This window comes from Terriglobus aquaticus (assembly GCF_025685415.1).
Classification (GTDB): domain Bacteria; phylum Acidobacteriota; class Terriglobia; order Terriglobales; family Acidobacteriaceae; genus Terriglobus; species Terriglobus aquaticus.
In genome coordinates, this window is the sequence record NZ_JAGSYB010000001.1 from 2,450,790 (window position 1) to 2,474,443 (window position 23,654).

The 23,654-nt window shown below is 62.9% G+C and carries 19 protein-coding genes; 12 read left to right on the plus strand and 7 right to left on the minus strand.

Annotated features, from left to right (window positions below):
- Window positions 1-361 precede the first annotated feature (361 nt).
- The 3 genes from OHL12_RS10260 (at window position 362) to OHL12_RS10270 (ending at window position 6,977) form a co-directional block, all read left to right on the plus strand.
- Window positions 362-3,853 carry a TonB-dependent receptor gene (locus OHL12_RS10260; protein ID WP_263413725.1) on the plus strand — a complete coding sequence of 1,164 codons (3,492 nt, stop codon included), beginning with the start codon at window positions 362-364 and terminating at the stop codon, window positions 3,851-3,853.
- Window positions 3,854-4,173: 320 nt separating this feature from the next.
- Entirely contained in the window at window positions 4,174-5,211 is a 1,038-nt protein-coding gene (locus OHL12_RS10265) for a tetratricopeptide repeat protein (RefSeq protein WP_263413726.1), read from the plus strand.
- 5 nt (window positions 5,212-5,216) lie between these two features.
- Window positions 5,217-6,977: a tetratricopeptide repeat protein gene (locus tag OHL12_RS10270; protein ID WP_263413727.1), complete on the plus strand. Its 1,761-nt coding sequence runs from the start codon at window positions 5,217-5,219 to the stop codon at window positions 6,975-6,977.
- Window positions 6,978-7,048: 71 nt separating this feature from the next.
- Here OHL12_RS10270 and OHL12_RS10275 read toward each other — a convergent pair whose 3' ends face one another.
- The 5 genes from OHL12_RS10275 to OHL12_RS10295 form a co-directional block, all read right to left on the minus strand.
- The gene (locus OHL12_RS10275; protein ID WP_263413728.1) at window positions 7,049-8,824 is read right to left on the minus strand and encodes a CRTAC1 family protein; all 1,776 of its coding nucleotides are present in this window, start codon (window positions 8,822-8,824) and stop codon (window positions 7,049-7,051) included.
- A gap of 19 nt (window positions 8,825-8,843) precedes the next feature.
- Complete coding sequence (locus OHL12_RS10280; RefSeq protein WP_263413729.1) at window positions 8,844-9,356, minus strand: HNH endonuclease; 513 nt, start codon at window positions 9,354-9,356, stop codon at window positions 8,844-8,846.
- A 104-nt stretch (window positions 9,357-9,460) separates the two neighbouring features.
- Complete coding sequence (locus OHL12_RS10285; RefSeq protein ID WP_263413730.1) at window positions 9,461-10,519, minus strand: alkene reductase; 1,059 nt, start codon at window positions 10,517-10,519, stop codon at window positions 9,461-9,463.
- Between the two features lie 37 nt (window positions 10,520-10,556).
- Complete coding sequence (locus OHL12_RS10290; protein WP_399262205.1) at window positions 10,557-11,210, minus strand: TIGR00730 family Rossman fold protein; 654 nt, start codon at window positions 11,208-11,210, stop codon at window positions 10,557-10,559.
- Window positions 11,211-11,320: 110 nt separating this feature from the next.
- A complete protein-coding gene (locus OHL12_RS10295; protein ID WP_263413732.1) occupies window positions 11,321-11,656 on the minus strand; it encodes a hypothetical protein in 336 nt (111 codons plus the stop codon).
- A 259-nt stretch (window positions 11,657-11,915) separates the two neighbouring features.
- Between OHL12_RS10295 and OHL12_RS10300 the strand changes: the two genes are divergently transcribed.
- The 4 genes from OHL12_RS10300 to OHL12_RS10315 all read left to right on the plus strand — a co-directional run bounded on the left by OHL12_RS10300 (window position 11,916) and on the right by OHL12_RS10315 (window position 16,673).
- Window positions 11,916-12,608, plus strand: coding sequence for a ribonuclease T2 family protein (locus OHL12_RS10300; RefSeq protein ID WP_263413733.1), 693 nt, complete (start codon window positions 11,916-11,918; stop codon window positions 12,606-12,608).
- Between the two features lie 141 nt (window positions 12,609-12,749).
- The gene (locus OHL12_RS10305; protein ID WP_263413734.1) at window positions 12,750-15,788 is read left to right on the plus strand and encodes an ATP-dependent helicase; all 3,039 of its coding nucleotides are present in this window, start codon (window positions 12,750-12,752) and stop codon (window positions 15,786-15,788) included.
- A 62-nt stretch (window positions 15,789-15,850) separates the two neighbouring features.
- Window positions 15,851-16,003, plus strand: a complete 153-nt coding sequence (locus tag OHL12_RS10310) for a hypothetical protein (protein WP_263413735.1) — start codon at window positions 15,851-15,853, stop codon at window positions 16,001-16,003.
- Window positions 16,004-16,073: 70 nt separating this feature from the next.
- Entirely contained in the window at window positions 16,074-16,673 is a 600-nt protein-coding gene (locus OHL12_RS10315; protein WP_263413736.1) for a hypothetical protein, read from the plus strand.
- On the opposite strand, the gene OHL12_RS10320 is transcribed toward OHL12_RS10315, so the two are convergent.
- Window positions 16,670-17,875 (minus strand): glycoside hydrolase family 130 protein, encoded by a 1,206-nt coding sequence (locus OHL12_RS10320; protein WP_263413737.1) that lies wholly within the window; start codon window positions 17,873-17,875, stop codon window positions 16,670-16,672. The genes OHL12_RS10315 and OHL12_RS10320 overlap by 4 nt on opposite strands.
- Window positions 17,876-18,053: 178 nt before the next feature.
- Here OHL12_RS10320 and OHL12_RS10325 point away from each other — a divergent pair, with 178 nt between their 5' ends.
- Both OHL12_RS10325 and add read left to right on the plus strand, forming a co-directional pair.
- Entirely contained in the window at window positions 18,054-19,559 is a 1,506-nt protein-coding gene (locus OHL12_RS10325; RefSeq protein ID WP_263415116.1) for an amino acid permease, read from the plus strand.
- Window positions 19,556-20,575: an adenosine deaminase gene (gene add, locus OHL12_RS10330; RefSeq protein WP_263413738.1), complete on the plus strand. Its 1,020-nt coding sequence runs from the start codon at window positions 19,556-19,558 to the stop codon at window positions 20,573-20,575. The genes OHL12_RS10325 and add overlap by 4 nt, the downstream gene beginning before the upstream one ends.
- A 17-nt stretch (window positions 20,576-20,592) precedes the next feature.
- On the opposite strand, the gene OHL12_RS10335 is transcribed toward add, so the two are convergent.
- Window positions 20,593-21,291 carry a hypothetical protein gene (locus tag OHL12_RS10335; protein ID WP_263413739.1) on the minus strand — a complete coding sequence of 233 codons (699 nt, stop codon included), beginning with the start codon at window positions 21,289-21,291 and terminating at the stop codon, window positions 20,593-20,595.
- 191 nt (window positions 21,292-21,482) lie between these two features.
- Between OHL12_RS10335 and OHL12_RS10340 the strand changes: the two genes are divergently transcribed.
- The 3 genes from OHL12_RS10340 to OHL12_RS10350 are packed head-to-tail and all read left to right on the plus strand — an operon-like array spanning window position 21,483 to window position 23,625.
- Entirely contained in the window at window positions 21,483-21,791 is a 309-nt protein-coding gene (locus OHL12_RS10340) for a hypothetical protein (RefSeq protein ID WP_263413740.1), read from the plus strand.
- A gap of 49 nt (window positions 21,792-21,840) precedes the next feature.
- Window positions 21,841-22,803, plus strand: coding sequence for an ACP S-malonyltransferase (fabD, locus tag OHL12_RS10345; RefSeq protein WP_263413741.1), 963 nt, complete (start codon window positions 21,841-21,843; stop codon window positions 22,801-22,803).
- A gap of 6 nt (window positions 22,804-22,809) precedes the next feature.
- A complete protein-coding gene (locus tag OHL12_RS10350) occupies window positions 22,810-23,625 on the plus strand; it encodes an ABC transporter ATP-binding protein (RefSeq protein WP_263415117.1) in 816 nt (271 codons plus the stop codon).
- The last annotated feature ends 29 nt before the right edge of the window (window positions 23,626-23,654 follow it).

Genomic DNA, 23,654 nt, shown 5'->3' on the forward strand with positions numbered 1-23,654 from the left:
ACCAAAGGCAGCTTTGGCGAAAGCTGCCATAGCAGCTCGCTGCCGGATCCCACGCCTGGCCCCGTCGCGCACACGTTTTCCGGCCCGCTCACAAATCCTCTTGCAACGTCAAAACGCTTTGCAGTGGCGGCATCTTTCGGCAAAACACACCCTCGATTTCGCCATCTCCCAAAATCCATATTCCGCAGTCCAAAATCGCCCGTTTTCTGTAGCTTCACGAACCACAAAATGTATCCACCATTTGATTGACAACCGCCTCAGAACTCCCATAGAGTCCTCTTCGTTCCTCAACTCCGCTGTTCTCGGTGCCGCAATTCGGCACGGACAGGCGCGAATGAGGCGCTTCACTCTGGAGGACAGCATGAATATCGCAAGAAAGGCACGGGCCCTGGCACTTATCGCCACCGCCGTGGGTGCGCCCGCCATATACGGCCAGGCCATCTATGGCGGCCTCAACGGCACCGTTACCGACCCCAGTGGTGCCGCCATTCCGAATGCCACCGTCGTCGTCACCGACGTCACCAAGGGCACCTCGGACACCGTCACCACCAACGCATCCGGCGAATACACGGTCGAGCACCTCATCCCGGACACCTATTCCATCAAGGTCACGGCACAGGGCTTCACCACGTTCCAGACCACCAACATCCAGATTTCTGCAGACACCTCGCCCAGGGTCGACGCCAAGCTCAACATCGGCGACACCGGCCAGACTGTCACCGTTCAGGCCGACGAAATTCCCCTGCTCAAGACCGATCGCGCCGACGTTGCGACCATCTTCGACGCCAAGAACGTCACCGATTTGCCTCTGCCCAACCGCAACTTCACCGGCCTGCAGCTCCTGCTTCCTGGCTCCCAGCTCCTCGGCTGGTCGCACGCCGCCTCGGAAAACCCGCAGGGCTCTCAGCAGATCGTGGTTGACGGCCAGTTCTTCGCCGGCACCGGCTACGAGCTCGACGGCACCGATAACCAGGATCCGATCCTCGGCATCATCGTCGTGAACCCCACGCTCGATTCCGTTGCCGAAGCCAAGATCACCACGCAGAACTACGACGCCCAGTTCGGCAAGGCTGTCTCATCCGTCGTCGCCACCCAGACCAAGTCGGGTTCCAACTCGATTCACGGCGGCGTCTACGACTACCGTCAGTCCGACGCCTTCCAGGCCAAGAACCCCTTCAACACGCCCGATGCCAACACCGGCCGTATCGTTCCGGCCAACCTCCGCAACCAGTTCGGCGCATTCATCGGCGGCCCGTTCCAAAAGGATCGCTTCTTCTACTTCTTCGATTACGAAGGCGTCCGCTCCAAGGTCGGTACCTCCAACGGCGAGTCCACGGTTCCCACCGCCTTGTTGCGCAGCTCCTGCCTCACCGCCACCGGCTGCGACTTCTCCGATTACAAGTCCTACCTCGGCACGACTAACGGCGTTCAGAACGGCATTTACGACGCCACCACGGGTCAGCAGTACACCAACTTCATCATCCCCAAGGCGCAGATCAACCCGGTTGCTCTTCGCCTGCTCGAGCAGCTTCCTGCCCCGATCCTGCCCTCTGCGGTCTCGAACTTCCCGAACTCCGGTACGGGTCAGTTCAACTTCAATCAGTACATCACCCGTGTCGACATGCAGTTGAACGACCGCGTTCACGCCTTCGGCCGCTACGCCTACTTCGGTGACACGCTCACCGGTGCCACGGCGTTCGGCGCACTCGGCGGTCCCGGCTTCGGCGTCAACGGGTACGGCGGCACCTCCAAGGGCCTCAACCAGAGCTGGTCGGTCGGTACTGACATCGTGGTCACTCCCAAGTGGCTCACCGACGTTCGATTCGGCTTCCTGCGCTACACGATCAACACGCAGAAGTACGATGGCAACGAGGCATTCGCCACCAACAACGGTCAGCCTGGCCTGAACATCAGCACCTTCGCCAACACTGGCGGCGCTCCTGAGTTCGACATCAACGGCCTGCCCAATAACTCGCAGGGTCAGGGCGGCGGCAACTTCGGCTCCGGCCTTGGCGTCAACCGCTGCAACTGCCCGCTCACCCAGAACGAGCGTCAGTACCAGTGGGTCAACAACTGGACCCGCGAACTCGGCAACCATGCCATCAAGTTCGGCGTCGACGTTCGCCACGCCTACAACCTGCGCGTTCCGTCTGACGCAAACCGCGCTGGCGTCCTCAGCTTCAACACCGGCCAAACCGCCAATCCGTCCAACAACACCGGCGGCCTCGGCTACGCTTCCTTCCTCCTGGGTCGCGTGGGCCAGTTCCAGCGCTACGCCAGCACCAGCAGCAACGCCTCGGAAACCCAGAACCGTTTCTTCGGCTACATCCAGGACACCTGGCGCGTCACTCCCAAGCTGACCCTCAACTACGGTCTGCGCTGGGAGAACTACCTGCCTGAAAAGCTCGGTCAGGACCTCGGTTCGCTGCTCAACCTCAACACCGGAAACCTCCAGGTCGCGCATGAAGGTCCCTACGGTGGCGACATGGGCATCAGCAACAACAACAAGGCCTTCGCTCCGCGCGTCGGCATCGCCTACTCCATGAACCAGAAGACCGTCATTCGCGCCGGTTACGGCCGCTCGTATGACATCGGCGTCTTCGGGTCCATCTTTGGCCACGCTGCTTCGCAAAATCTGCCGGTCCTCGCCAAGCAGAACAACAGCTCCGCGAGCACCAGCTACGTCTTCGTCCTTGGCCAGACACCGCCGCTGCCGAACTTCGGCGGTCCAATGACCAACGGCAACATCCGTCTGCCCGATGGCATCGGCGCCAATGCACGTCCCACCACGGAGCGCTTCCCCACCCTCGATGCGTGGAACGCTCAGGTGCAGCGTGACCTCGGCCACAGCTACTCCCTCACGGTCGGTTACGTGGGCAACAAGGGAACCCACACCAGCATGGGTGGCGGTTACACCTCGAACCCGAACCAGGTTGCTGTCGCGGCCAACGGCCTCGTCTTCAACCCAGCTCCCTCTGGCGTCTTCCAGCCCGCGCCCAACACGGTCTGCATTGGCGCACCCTCGCCTAACCTCCCCTGCTCCAGCGGTGGCGATCCTCGCCGTCGTAAGTACTACCCGCTCTACGGATGGACGCAGGACATCAACTACTTCTCCTCGGAAGGCGATACGGAATACCAGTCCTTCCAGACCACGTTCGAGAAGCGCTTCAGCCAGGGCTACCAGTTCAAGGTCAACTACGCCTACCAGGTCGCCAAGGATCACGATGCCGACTACATCGACATCGATCGCACTCTGAACTATGGCAACTCGTCCTTCCTGCGTCGCAGCCAGCTCACCTTCTTCGGAAACCTTGAGCTGCCCTTCGGTCGCAACCACGCCTTCCTGAACAACGACAACCGCTTTGAAGAACTGCTCTTTGGCGGATGGCAGATCAGCCCCACGGCAAACATCGCCAGCGGTCTTCCGTTCGACATCGGTTTCACTTCTTCGGGTGCAAACCGCGACGCAGGTCCGGGCCGTCCCAACTACAACGGTGGCTTCAAGACCGGGCTGGGCAAGTTCAACCCGACCACCAAGACGCAGACGTTCTTCGCACAACAGGCTCTCGGAACCGTCTTCACCAACCCGGGTTACCTGAAGTTCGGCAACTTGGCTCGCAACGCCTTCTTCGGACCTGGCTTCTACAACCTCGATGTCTCGGCGCAGAAAGATTTCCACTTCACCGAGCGGTTCCGCGGTCAGTTCCGTACGGACTTCTTTAACGTCCTCAACCACCAGAACTTCGACCTGCCGCAGACCACGATCGACGCCAGCAACGCCGGCCAGATCACCGGTCTCGCTCCGGGCTCCAACCCGCGCTACCTGCAGTTCGCAGTCAAGCTGCTGTTCTAGTCACAACCAACACCGGCCCGGATCACAACTCGATCTAAACCGGAACATTCCCAGCGGGAGGGCCTTTGGCCCTCCCGCTCTTTTTGTTGTCAACCCCTCTGTGTCTTTTGCGAACGCACAAGCCACCGCCGCTGAACAACTTACGCCACGGAAATAGTTGGCATACCATTGCCGTCCAACTTCGTACAATAGAGAGAAGGATGTTTCCCGGTCGCCCAGCCCGTAAGGAACCCGCGCAACTCCTTGCAGCACAGGAACTTACGCGTAACATCCTGCGGCTCAGGAACTTACAGGTTCGCGCACAGCGCAACCCACGCAAAATGAAGATCTTGGCTTTTGCGCTGCTAGGGGGGTGGCTAACCCTCGCCGCCCAGCAGAACCTACAGAAGCAGATCGACACCGGCCACGCCGCCGAAGCTCTCCAGCAACTCGACGCAACGCCAACCGCACCGCACCGCGACCTCCTCCGCGGCGAAGCGCTCTACGCTCTGAATCGCTTCCCCGAGGCCGACAAGGCACTCGCCGCCACGCTCGCCGCCGACCCAACCGACGCAGCCGCCACCGAACTCCGCGGCCTCACACTCTACCGCCTCGGTCGCCCCGCGGAAGCCATTCCACTGCTGGAAAAAGCGCACACCTGGACGCCCGAAACCAAAGCCGACCCAGCGTACATCCTCGCGCTCTGCTACATCGACACGCTGCGCTTCGACGACGCGCGCCGCGCCTTCGCCGAACAGTACAGCTTCCCGCCCGACTCCGCCGCCGCCCACCTGCTTGCCGCGCGCATGCTGCTCCGCCGCGAGTACGTCAACGTCGCCGAAGCCGAAGGCCGCAAAGCTCTCGCAGCCGACCCAAAACTGCCCGGCGCCAACATGCTGCTCGGCGAAATCGCTCTTGCGCACGAGCACCTCGACGAAGCGCTCGCAAACTTTTCCGCCGAAGCCAAACTCGACCCGCTCAACGGCAACGTCTACGAACGCATGGGCGACGCCGAGAGCCGCAAGGGCGACTACAACGCCGCCGCGAGAAGCCTCCAGCGCGCCGTCCTGCTGGCACCCAACAGCACCGGACCGTACATCCTGCTGGGCAAAGTTATGTTGCGCCGCAACGACGCGGTAACCGCCGCCGGCTACCTCGAACGCGCCGAGCGCATGGACAACCACAACTACATGACACACAGCCTGCTCGGACAAGCGTATCGAGCGATGGGCCGCACGGCTGATGCCCAGCGTGAAACGAGCATCTCTTCCCAACTCCAGTCCGACATCGCGCCACACTTCGACTCGGGCGCGGCACAAGCGCCTGGTGCAATCGGCAAGTCCAGCCCAGGCAGCAACGCTACAGCCGGCAACCACTAAGCATCGTGCCGCTCACGGCCAAACACGAGAGCACCATCATTGCCCTGCGCCGCACAGCATGCGCAGCCGCCGCGCTCGCGCTTGTATTGCTTCTCCTGTTCGTAAACAGCGGTGCACACCCCCCATCGGTCCGCGCCGCTGCGCAGCCTGCGCCCACTCTTGCCGACCCTGATCGCGCCTGCGCCGGTTGCCACGCCGCCATCTATCAAACCTACGAACGAACCAATATGGCGCGCGGCAGCGGTCTGGCAACGGAGGCGCTCAAGCCAGGCAGCTTTGCATCGCAAAGCTCTGGTGCAACCTATCGAGTCCAGTCCCGGAACGGAACCGCAACCCTGACCAGCCGTCGCGAAGACGAGCGCGCCCCACTCGACGACACCGAAACGCTCGCCTACTTCATTGGTTCCGGCCTGCACGCGCGAACGTATCTGTTCGCGCGCAACTTGCCGGACTCCGACGACCTGCTCTGGTACGAAGCTCCGATCAACTGGTACACGCGCCGCGCCGGTTACGCGATGACGCCGGCGTTCGAGCACGCGCAAACGGCCCCACTCGCCCTGCCCACCGATCCCAATTGCCTGCACTGCCACACCACTGGCGTAGCCGACACGATCGACAACTCCACCAACCGCTTCCACGGTGCGCCGTTCCGCCAGGGTGGCGTTGGCTGTTCCGCGTGCCACGGCGACACGAGCGCGCATCTTGCCAGCGGCGGGAAGACTCCGGTCCTGCATCTGGCGACCCTTACGCCTAAAAAGCAGGACAGCGTCTGCCTGCAATGCCATCTGGAAGGCGACGCCGTGGTGCAGCGCACCGGCCGTTCGCTCGCGCGCTTCCAGCCCGGAGAAGACCTGGACGACACGGCTATTTACTTCGTCAACGCCAGCTCGTCAAAGACCCAGGCGCGCGCCAGCAGCCAGTATGAAGCGTTGCTTCGCTCTGCGTGCCGCCGCGGCGCTGGCGAGCGCCTCACCTGCGTTACGTGCCACGATCCGCATGCGGAGCCCGCGCCCGAGCAGCGCGTCGCGTTCTACCGCGGCAAGTGCCTGCAGTGCCATACCGAGTCCGCCAGCTTTCATCCGGCAGCGCACCATCCTGAGCAGCCGGATTGCGCACAGTGCCACATGCCATCGCGAGCCACCTCTGACATCGCGCACGAGCAAAACGTTGACCACAACATCCAGGCGAGGCCAGCAAGTGGGGCGGCACCAACGCTAGCGTTGCGGGATGCCTTTCACTTCGCCTCCGCGGTCGATCTCGTTCCCGTTGGCGACGCCAAACCAACCGACCGTGAGACGGGTCTCGCGTATGCGCAGTTCGCGGAGAAAGGCGATCGCGAGAGCCACAGCCGCGCGTTGGCTCTGCTCACCGGAGTTGAGGTGAGCGGTCACGCAGATGCCGTGGTGCATCAGCAGCTTGGCTACCTCTTACAACTCGCGGGCCAGAGCGAAGCAGCGCAGAAGGAGTACGTTGCAGCGCTCGCGGCGCGTCCGCACGATGCGACTTCAGAGAGCAATCTTGCTGTTCTGGACGCGCAGAATGGGAATGTAGCGGAAGCGAAACGCTTGTTGAGTGACGTGGCCGCCACGGCACCGGACCGCACTGCAGCTCTGTTGAATCTGGCCATGTTGCAATGCCGGACGAACGATCCCGGCGCTGCCAAGAAGACCCTGCAGCGAGCGCTGATGTACCAGCCGGACAGTTTTGAGGCGCGACTCTTTCTGGAGAACGGCGACTACGGCGGCATGCACTGCAAGGTGTTCTAGAGCGAAGCGGTGAGCACCTGCCGAGCTCGTAGAGGTCGATCCAGATCCGCTCGCAAGCTCAGCACAGCGAATCAGTGCAGGACAGCCTTGCCGCTGCCCTCACGTAGTTCGCGGATGCCATCCACTGCGGGATCGGCAAACGTCTCGCTTTCACCGTTGGGCCAGCGCACCAGGACGCTCTCGATGCGGTTGTGCGAGCCAAGACCAAAATGCAACCGCAGGTCGCTGGAGCTGCTGTAGCTCGATCCGCTGCGCACCTCATCGACCCAGGTCCGGTCGCTCGCACGAACCGTCACGCGCGCGCCAATCGCATCGCGATTGCTGCGTGTGCCAACCAGATGCAGGCCAAGCCAGTGATTCGGATTGGCGGCACGATTGACCAGCAGCATCGGCACATCGTCCAGATTGTTCACCACCGCAGACACGCGGCCATCGTTCCACAGATCGGCGATCGCCAGGCCGCGACCACTCAGCGGCTCTAGCAATCCCGGACCCGATTCTTTCGAAAGATCTTTGAACTTCGCGTCGCCGGCGTTCCAGTACAGAAAGCGCGGCTCGCGGAATGCAGACCCCAGCTTTGCCGAATCCACTTCGGGATACACGTGTCCGTTCACGATCAGCAAGTCCGGGCGCCCATCGTTATCCACGTCCACAAACATCGCGCCCCATCCGAGCGCGTCCGTGTTGATGGCGAGGCCAGCCGTGCGGGTCACGTCCGAATAGGTGCCATCGCCATTGCTGCGGTACAGCGTTGACGTGTCGTCAGAGAAATTTGTCTTGAACAAGTCGATGTGACCATCGCCGTCGAAGTCGGCCGCAGTGGATCCCATGCCGGCCTGCTCGCGGCCGTCTTCGTTGAAGGCCACGCCCACGTTCGAGCCTTCGTCGCTGAACGTCCCGTCGTGACGATTGCGGTAGAGGATGGAAGGCGTAGAATCGCATGCCACGTAGATGTCTGGCCAGCCGTCCTCGTCGTAGTCGAGGGTTGTGACGGAGAAGCAGTAGTGGCCGTCTGTCTTCGTGATGCCGCTCTTTGCGCTCACATTGCTGAAATGCATGCGGCCGTCTTTACCTGTGCCGTCATTGTGAAACAGCGTATTGGACGCGCTGGGCAGGCCGCGTGGGCCGCACATCACGGGCGTTCCCTTCCAGATGCAGCCGGCTTCGTCTCCCGGCTTCGGCACGGTGGCCAGGTCGAAGTGAACATAATTCGCGACTATCACATCCAGGCGCCCGTCGCGGTCGTAATCGACAAAGGCACAGCCGGTGCCCCATTCCTTGCCGCTGCCGGCAACCCCGGTCTGCTCGGCGACTTCGGTGAAGTGGCTTCCACCGTCGTTGTGGAAGAGGCGGTTCTTGCCATATGCAGTTACGAAGATGTCGTCGAAGCCGTCGTTGTCGTAATCGCCCACGCACGCGCCCTGGCCCCAACCGCTGGACACGAGGCCGACTTTGGCGGTCACGTCGGTAAAGGTGCCGTCGTGATTGTTGTGGAACAGATGATTGCTCGGCGCGCTCGCGCCGCTGCCGTTCAGTTCCGCGCCATTGACCAGAAAGATGTCCTGCCAACCGTCACGGTCGTAATCGAGAATGGCAACGCCGGACCCGGTGGATTCGACAATGTACTTCTTGTGCGTCGGGCTGCCATTCACGTTGCGCACGGTTAGGCCGGCGCTTCTCGCAACATCGACAAACCATGCCGGCGAGGGATGTTCCGCGCCGGCCGGGTATGGCGGCACCTTCGCCTGCTGCGACCACACAACGGGCGAGGCGAGAAGCAGCAGGAATAGTGTGGTGACAACGCGCAGCATGGTCGAGGTGTGTCGCAAGAAAAACGATACAGGCACCGGGGCTTCTTGCGCTGCGTCAGGCTTGATCGGCGGATGCTGCTTGCTCGTTCCGAAGCATCGCGGCGACCTTGGCGCGGCGGATGCGCTCCCGCAACGCCGCAGTCGCGACGCGATGGCATCGCAGGCAAAGCGTGCGGATGTTGGACAGGTCGCACTCGCCGCCGCCCTCCGCCACCGGCACGATGTGATCGGCATCCCACAGACTTTTGCGCAGTCTGGTCCTTAGGCCCCAGTGCGCCATCTGCTGCAGGCGGCTGCTGCCGCGCGAACGGCGCAGGCGGCGCAGTTCGAAATTCGTGTCGCAACCGCAGGCGCTGCACATGCCCTTGTCGCGCTCGTACACCTGCTCGCGTAAGTACCGTGGCTGTGTGCGCAGGCGCCACTCGTGCACGCAATATGCCGAGCAGAAGGTGAAGCGGCGCGGTGGAACCTCAAGGTTGCACCAGCGGCACAGGCCGCGGCCGTTCGCGCCGCGCGGAACGCTGTTGCGTGGAACCCAGCCGCCAGGCATGGTGCGTGCGGTGCTCATCCTCTTCCCTTGTAGTGCAAACGGCAGCGCAAGCAACAGTCGCGCGGGAGATTCCCGCGCGACTGTTGCTTACGATTGCGATGCTTCGCTGCGTGTGCAGCCTGCTAAGCCGTGAGCGCGGGATAGTCGATGTAGCCTGCAGCCTCGTGCGAGTAAAAGAGCTCTGGCCGCGGCGGGTTGAGCGCTGCACCCTGCCGCAGACGCGCCGGCAGATCCGGGTTTGCGATGAAGAGCTTGCCAAAGCCGACCGCGTCGGCATCGCCGTTCTGCAGAACCTCGTTCGCGGTGTCGAGCGTAAACTCTTCATTCATCACGTACACGCCGCCAAACTCCCGCTTCAACGTGGGACCCAGGCTGTCTGGACCGAGCTTTTCGCGCGCCATGATGAAAGCGATCTTGCGGCGGCCAAGCTCGCGCGCCACGTAGCCGAAGGTTTCCGGACGATTGCTGTCGCTGATGCCGTGGATGTCGCTGCGCGGTGCCAGGTGCATGCCTACGCGGCCGGCTCCGAACTCCGCAATCGCGGCATCGGTGCACTCGAGCATCAGGCGGGCTCGATTCTCCACCGATCCGCCGTACTCATCGTCGCGCTGGTTGGTGCCGGATTGCAGGAATTGGTCGAGCAGGTAGCCATTAGCTCCGTGCAGCTCCACGCCATCAAATCCTGCGGCCTTGGCATTGCGCGCGCCGCGACCAAATTGCTCCACCACCTGCTTCACTTCAGCCGTGGTCAGTGCGTGCGGTGTCTCATGATCGGTGTAGGGACGCACAAGCGTCACGTGTCCCGGCGCCGCGATCGGGCTGGGCGCAACGGGCAGCTTGCCATGTAGATACGAAGTGTGTGAGATGCGGCCCACGTGCCAGATTTGCGCAAAGATGCGGCCGCCGGCCTGGTGCACGGCGTCGACAATGGGCTTCCAAAGCTCGACCTGCTGCTGCGACCAGATGCCCGGCACCTGCGGATATCCGACACCCATAGGGTCAACCGGAGTGCCTTCTGAGATGATCAGGCCGGCGGAGGCGCGTTCCGAATAGTACTGTGCCGCAAGCTCCGGACGCGGCAGGTTATCCACGGTGCCCCGCAGCCGGGTGAGCGGAGCCATGAAGATGCGGTTCGGCAGGTCGAGGTCGCCGACGCGAATGGGATCAAACAGGGTGGGCACAGCTACAAAGCCTCCAGTCCGTTGTGGACTAGCAGGTTTAGATGTCCGCAGTCGCCTCCGGTCGCAGCGGTGTCGCGGCTTCGCCTGCGTTGACGTGCTCTGTCAGCAGGTCGAGCGCGTTCTCCACCGTTTCGGCCAGCAACAGGTTCGCGCGTGCCGCGGGGCGAAGCACACCTTCGGAAACGCAGGTGTCCAGAAACGCGATCAGGCCGTCGTAGAAGCCGCTGACATTCAGAAGGCAAACCGGCTTGGTGTGCAGGCGAATCGATTGCCATGTGAGCACTTCGAACATCTCTTCAAACGTTCCGTAGCCGCCCGGCAGGACCAGGAACGCGTCGGATCTCTCCGCCATGAGTGCCTTGCGCGTGTGCATCGTGTCCACCACGTGCAGCTCAGTCAAACCTTCGTTTGAAAGTTCTCGATCCACCAGAACATGCGGGATCACGCCGATGACTTTGCCGCCGTGCTGCATGGTGCTGTCAGCCACGGCACCCATGAGGCCAACGCGTGCACCGCCGTACACCAGGCCGATGTTTCGCTTTGCCAGTGCCTGTCCTAACAGACGTGCGGCATCGCCGAACTCGGGTCGTGCGCCCATGGCCGACGAGCAAAAGACGCAAAGTGTGTGCGAAGAGGCATGGCACCAGCATAGCGGGTGACCATTACGACTTCGAGAGACAACGGGGAAAATGAAAGATCGCGCAGGGCCGTCTGCATGGCGGCCCTGCGCAGCCTCAAGGAGTGGCGTTGTCGTGTACGCCAGGTTCGCCACAGGCCCGGCGCATGCCCTGCGTTCCGCGGTTAGCGGAACGAAACGGTATTGCCTGACAGATCACCCGTCACGTGCAGTTTCACGGTGCTGTGATCGTCGCTGAAAATGTCAGTGCCCTCTGCAATGCGAACCGGCGTTTCCGAGTTCGCGGCCAGCGTCATGGGCTGGTCGTTGATGAGGACGGTCATGGGTGACGCGGTCTTGTTGACCAGCTTGAACTTCACCATCTTGGCTTTGCTAACGGTGACAGAGGGAGCGTTGCCGCTGCTGCTGGTGCGACCGAACAGCGAGGCCGCATGAGAGGTGACGGGGACAAGGGTGGAAGCTGCCAGAGCGAGGGTGGACACAAGATTGCGGACCGACATGGGATGACTCTCCGATATTGATTTTGCTGGCGAGTCCCACTGCAGTTGGCACTTCGTCGCGCACTGGGTTATACGCAGCGGTTGCAGTTTGGTTCCTTACTTTTTTCAACTTTCTTTGAGACATTTCGATGAACGTTTGACAGTGTTCGCGGACGGTCAGCGGTGTCCGGAAGTGCACACATAAATGCGGGACTCGGACCAGGAGAACAGTGCTTGAAGCCGATGCATCCAATCGGTCACTATGGCTCGATCTCGTGCTTTGCATCCGTTGTTCTTGCTTGTTGCCCTTGTGCTGTTGCCGTGCGTTCGCGGCCGTGCTCAAGAGGTTTCTGCAGCGCCGGGCAAGTTCGATTACTACCTGCTGAACCTGAGCTGGTCGCCGGAGTTCTGTCACAACGTAGAAGTGTTGCCGCTGAGTGAACGTGCAGGCAAACGGCAGCAACGCCTGCAGGATGCTGCCAGCGAGTGCGGCACGCCCCATGGCTTTGTTCTGCATGGCATGTGGCCGCAGAACTTCAGCGGAACGTGGCCAGCAAACTGCGGCACGGCACCCGGACCGGCAAGCTACACGCCTTACCTGAAGGACACGCCGAGCTTGATACTGCTGCACCATGAGTGGACCAAGCACGGCACCTGCAGCGGGTTGGCAGCGGACGCATTCTTCACCACCGCCGATCGCGCTTTTGAGTCGGTGAAGACGCCACCGCAGTTGCAGAACGTGACACAGACGCTGCAGTTGAAGCCCAGTGACATTCTTGATGCCTTTTACAAGGCCAACCCCGGATTTCCGCAGGGCAGCCTTGCATTGTCCTGCGGGCGCAACTACCTAACGGCTATCGAGGTATGCCTGAACAAGAACACGCTGAAGCCGATCGCCTGCCAGAACATCGCGACCTGTGGAGCGACGGTTGTAAAAGTCGCACCGGAGTCATCGCCCGCGCAGCTCCGGTAGATTTGTGCGATTCAGTGCGCCGAAGTGCGCGGTGGGGGCCCGGCGGACTGCGGAGCAGAGGCGAAGGGGCGGCGAAACTCGTACACTAGAAGGTGAGAGTGAATCGCCGTGCCTGCTGCTGAAAGTCCCCTGCTGAAAAACATGAATCCGCAACAGCGCGAAGGCGTCGAGCACACCGACGGATCGGTGTTGATCCTGGCCGGCGCAGGGTCCGGCAAGACGCGCGTGATCACGCATCGCATCGCGTACCTGATCCAGGAGAAGGGTGTTCCGGCGGATTCCATCCTCGCGGTCACCTTTACCAACAAGGCTTCGAAGGAGATGCAGGAGCGCGTCGAGAAGCTGATCGGCCACTCTTCGCTCGCCAAGCCGACGATCGCAACTTTCCACTCGTTATGTGTACGCATCCTCCGCCGCGACATCGAAGCCCTGCGCCTGAACGGCGAAGGTTTGACGCGCACCTTCGCCATCTATGACGAAGCCGATCAGCAGGCCATTGTCAAACAGGCGCTGAAGCGGCTGGGCATCGATGACAAGCAACTGAAGCCGCGTGTAGTGCTGGGCCGTATCAGCTGGGCCAAGAACCACATGATCGATCCGCAGGAGTACTTCCTCGCGTCGACCAATCCGCTGGAAGAACGCATCGCGCACATCTTCGAGATCTATAAAAAGGAACTCGCGAAGAACAACGCGATGGACTTCGACGACCTGCTGCTGGAAACCGTGCGCCTGCTGAAGGTGAGCACCGAAACCCGCGAGCGCTACAACCGTCGCTACCGCTATCTGCTGATCGACGAGTATCAGGACACCAACCGTCCGCAATACGAACTGATGAAGCTGCTGGGCGGATCGCACGGCAACGTGTGCGTCGTGGGTGACGAAGACCAGTCCATCTACTCGTGGCGCGGTGCGGACATCAAGAACATCCTTGATTTCGAGAAGGATTTCGATTCGACCAAGATCATCCGATTGGAGCAGAACTACCGTTCGACCCAGGTGATCCTGGAGGGCGCGGGCGCGGTGGTGCGCAACAACACACAGCGCAAGGGCAAGGAGCTGTTCACCACGCGCGAAGGCGGATCGCTGATCGGCTACTACGAGGGTCCGGACGGCGAGAATGAAGCGCTCTTCATTGCGGACCGCGTGCAGAAGTACATCAAGGAAGCCGGACAGAATGGCGATACGCCGAAGTGTGCCGTGCTGTACCGCACCAACTCGCAGTCGCGCCTGGTGGAAGAGGCGCTGCGCCGTTACGCGATTCAGTACCACATGGTCGGCGGCTTCAGCTTTTACGAGCGCGCCGAAGTGAAGGACATGCTCAGCTACCTGAAGCTGGTGCAGAACCCGCATGACTCCATCGCGCTGAATCGCGTGGTGAACTCGCCCGCGCGCGGCATCGGCAAGACCACCATGGAGACTCTGGAGCGGCTCGCCCTGAGCACCGGTACCAGCACCTGGGACGCTATCGAAGCGGCGATCCGCGACCAGTTGTTGCCAGCGCGCGCGCTCACCGCGCTGAGTGGCTTCCGCCGGCTGATCCTGGATGCACGTGCCATGCTTGGCCCCGGGTTCGGCAACGCCCTGGCTGCGGATGCGCAGGGAGTGGCATCGCAGGGGCTGGGCGAGACGATCGAAGCAGCGCACGAGTTTGTGGGAGCGGAAGAAAACGCCTCCACCTCTGACGCCAATGAAGACGCGAGCTTCGACACGAGCTTCAACTTCAATTTCGATTTTGGTGGCGAAGAGGCGGCGTGGACCGAAGAACGCAGCACGCTGGCACCGGAGACTTCCGCAGCAGCGGACAGTTCCGACACGAGCTTCGACTTCTCCTTCGATCCGAGCGCAATGGACGACGGCGGCGAAGAGCCGATTGCGCTGGCAGCCTCCGCGGATGACGAGCCGGTCGATGACGAGAGCGCGAGCGCGATCTCTTCCTTCTTCGGCGGAGCGCCTGCCGCGCCGGAGCCGCCGCCCGCGGCACAGGCTGCATTCAATCCGTTCGAGACACACACGGCGCAGAAGAAGACGAACGGCCGCGCTCGCGTGACGAGCCTGAGTGACCAGTTTGAAGAGCTGCGTGCCAAGGCCGCACCGGTGCCGCTGCAGTCCGAGGCAGACGACGCTTCAACAGCTTTACAGACTTCGAATCGCATTGACGGCTTCCGGGCGCCGGGCGATCCGGCGACGCTGCCCGAGTTGATCAAGTTCCTGAACGACCGTTCCGGCTACATCAAGCAGTTGGAGAACGAGGGCACTCCCGAAGCCTTCAGCCGCATTGAAAACCTGAAGGAACTTGCGAACGCGGCGCAGGATGCGCAGGAACGCGGCGAGACGCTGGCCGACTTCCTGGACCACGCCGCGCTGGTGAGCGACACCGATCAGATCAACCAGGACGCGCGCGTGACGCTGATGACGCTGCACGCGGCCAAGGGGCTGGAGTTCCCGCTGGTCTTCCTGTGCGGCATGGAAGAAGGCCTGTTCCCCCACTCGCGCACGCTGCAGGACCCCACCGGCCTGGAGGAGGAGCGCCGCCTGTGCTACGTGGGCATGACGCGCGCCATGGACACGCTGGTGCTTACCCGCGCTCGGTATCGCCGCCGCTACGGCTCCGACATGCCGGAGCCCAGCGTGGCTTCCCGTTTCCTGGAAGAGGTGCCGTCACGGCTGGTGGAAGATCTTGGATCGCCGGCAGAGCGGCCCGGCTATTCGGGTGAGTACGGCGGCCGGATCGGCTCCATGTACGGGTCGGCTGGCGGCTCGCGCTGGGGTGGTGGCGGCAAATGGGGCAAGCGCGACGATGACCATGGTGGCGAGCGGCATTACAGCTACGAGGACGAGGACCAGAGCGGAGCTTCGCGGCCGGCAGCGGCGAGCAAGCCGCGGTCTAATTTCGGCTTGCAGTTTTCGTCGCAAAAGGCGAAGTCGCCGGACTCTATCGACAACATCGCAAGCTTCTTTGGTGCCGCGGGCGGGGCGCTGAAGCGGCCCAAGATGGACCTTCCCGAGCAGACGGGGGAGACCCAGTTGAAGCGCGGAACCAAGGTACGCCATCCGAAATATGGCGAAGGCGTGATTGCCATGCGCGAAGGCGACGGCCCGGATGCCAAGCTCACGGTACAATTTCAAAGGCACGGCGTAAAGAAGCTGGTGGAGAAGTTCGCCCAGCTTGAGCGGGTGTAGCGGCAACGCTGCGGCTCGGGGCAAGGCGCCTCCACATTTTCAAGTTCAGGAACGGAAAACATATGGCAAACACCAAGAAGCTGGAACACGGCGAGCGCAAGGCAGCCAAGCGCAAGGCCCGTAAGGAAGCAGCGCCCAAGGCTCCTCGCACCACTCCTCGCGGCTCCAACAAGAAGAAGGTCCGCTCGTTGAGCAAGGGTGCGTCCAAGCGCTAAGCTGCGACCCACACACAAACCCGCGAAGGCCCCGGCATATCCCGGGGCTTTCGCAATGCAGGGAGTTCCCGTGAAGATGTTGCAGGTTCTGGCTCTGCTTACGGCGCTGGGCGGCACGTCGATGCGCGCGCAAAGCGTCGACTGGCAACGAATCGTCGCCATGCGCGGACCTCAGCAGTTGGCGGCGGAACCGCTCTCCGCGGCACAGCGCAAAGCGCTGGAAGAGGCGATCGTAGCCAGCAACACCGTTTGGGATGACTGCGAAGGCGACAACGACTGGCCTCACGCCATCGTCGTGCACCGCGTGAACCTGGGCACCGGCCACTACACCCTGGCCGAGGCCGGTCCAGGATGCGCGCGCGGAGGGCAGGGCTCGAACGGGGCCATGTGGTTGTTGCGGTGGGACGCTGGGAAGCCAGTGGTCATTGGAGACCTGGACGGCTGGTTCGACGTGATCCTGCCACAAGTTTCCGGCGGCCTGCACGATGTTGCCGTGGGGTGGCATAACAGCGCGAGCGAGTACGGCCTGAGCCTCTATCGGTTCAACGGCACACGCTACCGCCTGGTAGATGGCACCACGGTCCGTTGCGATGATGCAGGGTCGGGACAATGCACCGCAGTGGCCGGAACCGGACCCAAACCGCAGGACAGGGGCTCAGCCCAGCACTAGCGTGCGGGAGCGGTCGCCACTCCCACGAACGAGTCCGCACACCCGTAGTACATCCACCACTTGCCCTGGAACAGCACCAGCCCCTCCGCGAAGGTGGTACCGGCAGCGTATTGCCCGCTGCGTTCAAACGGCAATTCCGGCTGGAAGACGGGCGTCTCGGTGCGGTCGAGCAGGCGGGTTAGGTCTTCGGCAGACCAGAGAGCCTCTTCCACCGAGTAGGTGCCCGGCTGTAGCCCGGGCTGGCCGCCCGCACCTTGGGCATTCTTCGCGTTGTACAGCATGACGACTCCACGGCTGGTGAGCACCGGCGGCGGCCCGGTTTCCGGGAAGGCGCTGTCCGCCTTGCCGGGACGCGCGCGCAGCACCACGTGTGGCTTGCCCGGGCTGTCCTCCACCGGTGTCCAGTGAACCAGGTCGTCGGAGCTGGCGAGACCGACCTCGATCTCGCCCCAGAACATCCAGAACTTGCCACGGATCTTTGCTGCGACCAGGCGGCCATCCCGAACTTCGGTGACCATGCCGGCGGACTTGTACTTCAGCTCGTTGTAGCGTCCGCCCAGCGCGCCCTGGAAGGCGGGGCCGTGCTTCTGCCAGTGCACGAGGTCGTCGGACGTGGCGATGCCGACTGAGTAGCTCTGTCGGGCGCGAGACCACTGCGTGTACGTGAGGACATACCCGCCGCCCGGACGCTCCACGAGACGCGGGTCCTCGACGCCACCCGGCACCTCGCGGCTCTGCTGATCGTCTTTCGCGGGATACAGCACGGGTTCGGGCATGCGGTCGAAGTGGATGCCGTCTGCGCTGGAGGCCAGGCCAAGCCGCGAGACGTGGCCGCCGATTGCCATGTCGCCGGAGTTGTCCTCGGCCCGGTACAGGACATAGATCCGGCCGTTGCGAACAATGGCCGCAGGGTTGAAGGTGTGCAGCGCCTCCCAGTGAACGGGTGCGCCGCTGACCGGGTCGTTGAACACGGAGGCCGGCCGGGGAGCGATGACGGGCTGATCGCTCGCCCGCGTCCACGGGCCCAGCCATGCGTTTGTAGAGCCGCCGGCAGCGTGGGGCTGAGCGGTGTCTTGGGCAAACATGGCGGCAACACCAGCGATGAGAAGAAGAGCCATCCAGGCCAGTCCGAATCGCATGCCGAAACTTACGGCTTGCCGGTGACGCTGCGCTGGCGTCACCTCGTAGTACCGAACGTTCATGATGCGGACCAGAATAGCCACGAGGCCGTACAACCGTCACCTAAAATCGAGCATCGCGGATAAAAGTCCGCATTCCAGAAAGGGATACACTGCTGTTTAGTCCGCTTCCAGAACTTAGCGCCGCTTAGAGGACACGCCGCTGCCCCGACAGATCTTTGCCACCAAGTCCATCGACAAGCTGATCAGCGAGTCGGAGCAGCCTGAAACCGCTCTCAAGAAAACGCTGGGCCCGGTGTCGCTCACCGCGCTTGGGGTGGGCCTTGTCATCGGTTCGGGCATTTTCACCGTCATCGGCACCGCCATCGGCGGTAACCCCGCCAAGATCGCCGACTGGAAGGGATCGCCAATCCTGGACCTGATCCTGCACCACGGCGCGGTGGCAGGCAGGCCTGGTGCGGGACCCGCGCTGGCGTTGTCGCTCGTCCTGGTTGCGGTCGTGTGTGCGTTCACGGGCCTGTGCTACGCCGAGCTGGCCAGCATGATCCCGATTGCCGGCTCGGCCTACACGTACACCTATGCCACGCTGGGCGAGTTGGTGGCGTGGGTCATCGGCTGGGACCTGATCCTCGAGTACGCGTTTGCCAACATGAGCGTGTCCGTGGGTTTTGCCGCGCATGTGGTCGACCTGCTGGACTGGCTGGGCATCCGCATGGACCCGAAGTGGTTGTCGCCCGCCTTTCTGCCACAGGGTTTGCAGGACCTGGCAGGCAAGGACATCTTCACTCCCGGATGGCATGCCGGCTTCGACATCCCTGCGTTCCTGATCGTGTTCTTCATCACCGTCGTGCTGGTGTTAGGCATCCGGGAGTCCTCGCGCACCAACAACATCATGGTGCTGATTAAAGTCGCGGCGATCCTGGCGTTTGTTCTCTTCGGCCTGGGCTTCATCCATCCAGCGAACTACCACCCGTTCAGCCCCAACGGCTTCTCCGGAATTCTTGCAGGCGGGTCGATCATCTTCTTCACCTACATCGGCTTCGACGCGGTCTCCACCGCCAGCGAGGAGTGCCGCAATCCCAAGCGCGATGTTCCGATCGGCATCATCGCCACCCTCATCGTCTGCACCATTCTGTACATGGGCGTGGCGCTGGTGCTGACCGGCATGGTGCCGTGGTCCACCGTGGTGGGTGACGGCGCGCCGATCGTGAACGCGTTGAAGCGGCTGTCGCTGGAGCCGGGTGGGCAGCGCCTGCACCTGGTTCGGCTGTTCGTGCTCATCGGCGCCCTACTGGGCATGATCTCGTCGATCCTGGTGGGGCAGTATGGCCAGGCGCGCATCTGGTACGCCATGTCGCGCGACCGCCTGCTGCCGTCGGCGTTCTCGCGGGTGCACTCTCGCTTTCGCACGCCGGCCTTCTCGACCATCGTCGCGGGCATCCTGGTCGCGATTCCGGCGGGCCTGTTCGATGTAGGCTCGCTGGCCGAAATGTCGAACATCGGAACGCTGTTCGCCTTTGTGCTGGTGTCGATTGGCGTGCTGGTGCTGCGCCGCAAGGACCCGAGCCGCCGCCGCGGCTTCAGCGTTCCGGGCGGACCTGTGATCCCTGTGCTCAGCATCCTGTTCAGTCTTTTGCTTATGGCAGGCCTGCCTGCGATCACCTGGGTCCGGTTCTTCGTCTGGCTAACGATTGGATTATTTGTGTACTTCTTCTACAGCCGCAAGCGCAGCGAGTTCGCGCAGTGATCACACCGGACCGGGAGTGGTTGCGCGGCCTGCCCAAGTGCGAACTGCACCTGCACTTGGAGGGCACCATCGTTCCGGAGACGCTGATGGCGCTCTCGCAGCGGCACGACGCCGAGCCGCTGACGCTCGAGGCAGCGCGTGCGCTGTACGTTTACGAAAACTTCATCGGCTTCCTGATGGCCTTCAAAGCCGTGAGTGAACGGCTGCAGGCGCCGGAAGATTACGAGCTGATCACGGTTGAGATGGTGCGCCGGCTAGCCGAGCAGGGCGTGCGCCATGCCGAGGTCTACATCAGCATCGGCATCATTCTCCGCTTCAAGCAGCAGTTGCACGTGAGCGACGTAATCGCCGCCGTGGAGCGCGGTCGCAAGCGCGCCGAGCAGGAGTTCGGCACGACCGTGTTCTGGATCTTCGACGCCGTTCGTCACTTTGGCGCTGAGGAAGCTGCAGCGGTTTTCCGCAAAGCCGCAGAGTTGAAGCAGCAGTATCCAAGCATTGTCGGCATCGGCATTGGCGGCGACGAGGCGCGCGGCCCGGCCGAGGACTTCCGAGACCTCTACGCGGAGGCCAAAGCAGCCGGGCTGCACCTGACCGTACACGCGGGCGAATCGGTGCCCGCCGGCTCCATTTGGAGCGCGATCAACATCGGCGCCGAGCGGCTGGGCCACGCGCTGAGTGCGGTGAATGACCCGGAGCTGCTGGACGTGCTGGCGGAACGGCAGATCCCCTTGGAGCTGAACGTGACCAGCAACCTGCGCACCGGCTGCTGCGGTTCCATCGAACACCACCCCGTGCGGCTTTACTTTGAACGCGGCCTGATGGTCACGCTCAACAGCGATGACCCGCCCATGTTCGGAGCAGACCTGTTGGACGAGTACGAAACCGTGCAGCGGGAGTTCGAGTTCACGAACGAGCAGATGCGCGAGTTTGCAGCGAACTCGGTCGAAGCAAGCTTTCTTCCCGCCGAGCGAAAGGTCTCGCTGCTGCGAGAGATCGAGAGCTATCGCTCTCGTTAGCTCGTGGGTGCCTCTACCTACTGTGGGTCGTTCGCACTGTGGTGGTGCAGCGTCGGCGGGTTCTGTAGAGGCTGGGGAGCGGAGTTCGGAGCGGGGCTCACCGGTCCTGTAGCAACGTCGGGCACTTGGGACGGACCATATGCCGGCGGAGGTGCTCCGCCCGGCCCCGCGGGTACCATCACGGCGTTCGCATCCACCTGGGGAATGCCGAAGTGTCCGCTCAGGTGCAGCAGGTCCAGCGGCCGCAGGTTGCAGTCGACCGTGATCGCGTTCATGTTGCGGTCGCCGCGCGTCAGCACGACCACGTTGGTGACCATGGCACCCTGCGTTCGCAGCCACAGGTCCGTCAGCATGGGTGCGCGGCTGTTTGCGTTGGCGTTCACCATGTGATGAAAGCCTGCCGCCTCATACGCGGAGTTCAGCGCGGCAAACGCGGCGCCGTCGTACCCGGCGTAGTCGTGGTAGTGGAAATTCGTGAACGTAATGCTGTTCAGGCCGGCTGCGATGCGACGACCATCGGGACTGGAACCATTCAGGAAGCCGTCTGCCGCCGTCAGCATGGAGCGATCAAGCGTGAAGCTGCTCTGCTGCGGCGCCTGTCGCACGATGCTCGCAAACGCCTGAGGCGGTGGTGGGTACGCGCCCTGCGCGAACGCTGCAGGAGCCGCACACGCCAGGAGCAAGAACACGCCGGACACTGTTCCACGTCGATTCATCGTTGAACCTCGCACCAAACAGCTTAGACACGGACCCGCAGAAAAAGGTGCGCCCGAGGCCCGTGCGGATCGGCGGAGGGCACGCCGCTTTGCGCCCCTGTTTTCCGCCACAGAAAGCTGACCCGCCGCGCCGCTGGAAGGCACAAAAGTGCTACAGGATACCCGGCTGGCGCTGCGCTATCATGTCTCGCATGAGGTTCAACCGCAAACGTCGCGCACTCCTGCAGCAGTTCGAACGCCGCCTTTCCGACCAGCTTGAGCAATTGCAGGAGCTGCCGGCGCGCGTGGAAGCAGAAGTGCAGGCGGTAGCGGGTGAAACTGTGGCCAGCCGCGCAGCGATTACCGCAGCCTGGGTGACCGGAGCGGTCGCCGTGCTTGCCGCGGGCCTGTACGCCGGGCGCGAGTTGCGGTCGCGGTACAAGTTCAAGCGCCGCACGCCGTATGACTACTACGCCCACTCGGGCGATCGATCAGACCTGGAGTTTGGCGTCGGCACCTAGCCTGTTCGCTTGGGGGGGTCGGCCTGCACTCCGGCAGTATCATCAGGGCATGAGTTCCGCGCCCACCATCGTCTTCCTTTTTCCCGGTCAGGGTTCCCAGAGCGTCGGCATGGGCCGGGAGCTCTATGATCAGTTTCCTGCAGCCCGGGCCGTGTTTGACGAGGCCAATGAGGCGCTCGGCTACTCGCTGACCGACCTGTGTTTCAACGGTCCGGAAGAGCAGTTGAAGCAGACCGAGTTCACGCAACCGGCCATCCTCACGGCGAGTGTGGCGACAGCGCGCGTCCTTGGGGAGCACGGCATTACGCCGGCTCTGGCAGCGGGGCACTCACTGGGCGAATACTCCGCACATGTTGTCGCAGGCACGCTTAGCTTTGCAGATGCCGTATGCACCGTGCGCAACCGCGGACGCTACATGCAGGAGGCCGTGCCCGCAGGTAAGGGCACCATGGCCGCCATCCTGGGTCTGCCTGCCGACCGCATCAACGATCTGTGCCAGCAGGCCAGCGACGAGTTGAACGACACCGTCGCACCGGCCAACCTGAACTCGCCCGACCAGACCGTCATCAGTGGTGCCACGGCCGCGGTAGAGCGCGCCGCCGCTCTGTGCAAGGAAGCCGGTGCCAAGCGAACGGTGATGCTGCCCGTCTCCGCTCCCTTTCACTGCAACCTGATGGCACCTGCCGCCGAGCGCCTGCATGCCGACCTGGAGCGTACGGTTTTCAACGATCCGACTATTCCCGTAGCCAGCAACGTGGACGCGCGCATGGTGACGCGGCGCGCCGAGGCGCGCGACTGCCTGATTCGCCAGGTCACGGGTGCCGTCCGCTGGACGGAGTGCATTGCGCAGCTCAAGTCCGCCGGCGCGACGATGTTCATCGAGGTTGGACCGGGCCGCGTGCTCACCGGTCTGCTTCGCCAGATCGACCGAGAGCTGACCGGCCTGAATGTGGAAGATAGCGCCAGCCTGCAGAAAACCCTGGCGGCACTGCAGCAGGATGCGGCTGCGTAGGCTCCCATCTTGCAAGTGCCTTTGCTTCAGGTCGACGATCTCCGCGTGCGCTTCGGCGATCACACCGCGGTGGACGGCATCTCGTTCAGCATCGCGCCCGGAGAAACGCTGGGCCTGGTCGGTGAGTCCGGCTCCGGCAAGTCCGTCACCTCGTTTGCCGTGATGCGCCTGTTGGCACCGGCAGCGAGGCTGAGCGGCGCCATCCGGTTTCGCGAGCAAAACCTGCTCAGGCTGCCCGAGAAGAAGATGCGAAGCCTGCGCGGCCGCGAGATCGCCATGATCTTTCAGGAGCCCATGACCGCTCTGAACCCGGTGCTCTCCGTGGGCGAGCAGATCGCGGAAGCGGTCCGCGCGCATCATCCCGAGCTGAACCGGTCGGAGGTGCGAGACCGCGTTTTGGCAGCGCTGAACGAAGTGGCACTTCCTGATCCAACGCGCCGCTACGCCGATTACCCCCACCAGTTTTCCGGTGGGCAGCGGCAGCGCATCCTGATCGCCATGGCGGTGGTCAATCAGCCGGCGCTGCTGATTGCCGATGAGCCGACCACGGCGCTGGATGTGACGGTGCAGGCACAAATCCTGAAGCTGCTGCGCCGCCTGCGCGAGGAGCACGGCCTGGCCATGCTCTTCATCTCGCACGACCTCGCCGTCACGGCACAGGTAGCCGACCACGTCGCGGTGATGCAGCACGGCCGCATCGTGGAGCAGGCTCCCGCGGCCCTTATGTTTCGGCAGCCGCAGCACCCCTACACGCAGCGATTGCTGGCGGCGGCACCGACCATGCACACCGATCGCACGCGGCCGCTGGCCACACTGGGCTGACGGAACGGCATATCATAGCTAGGGCCCTG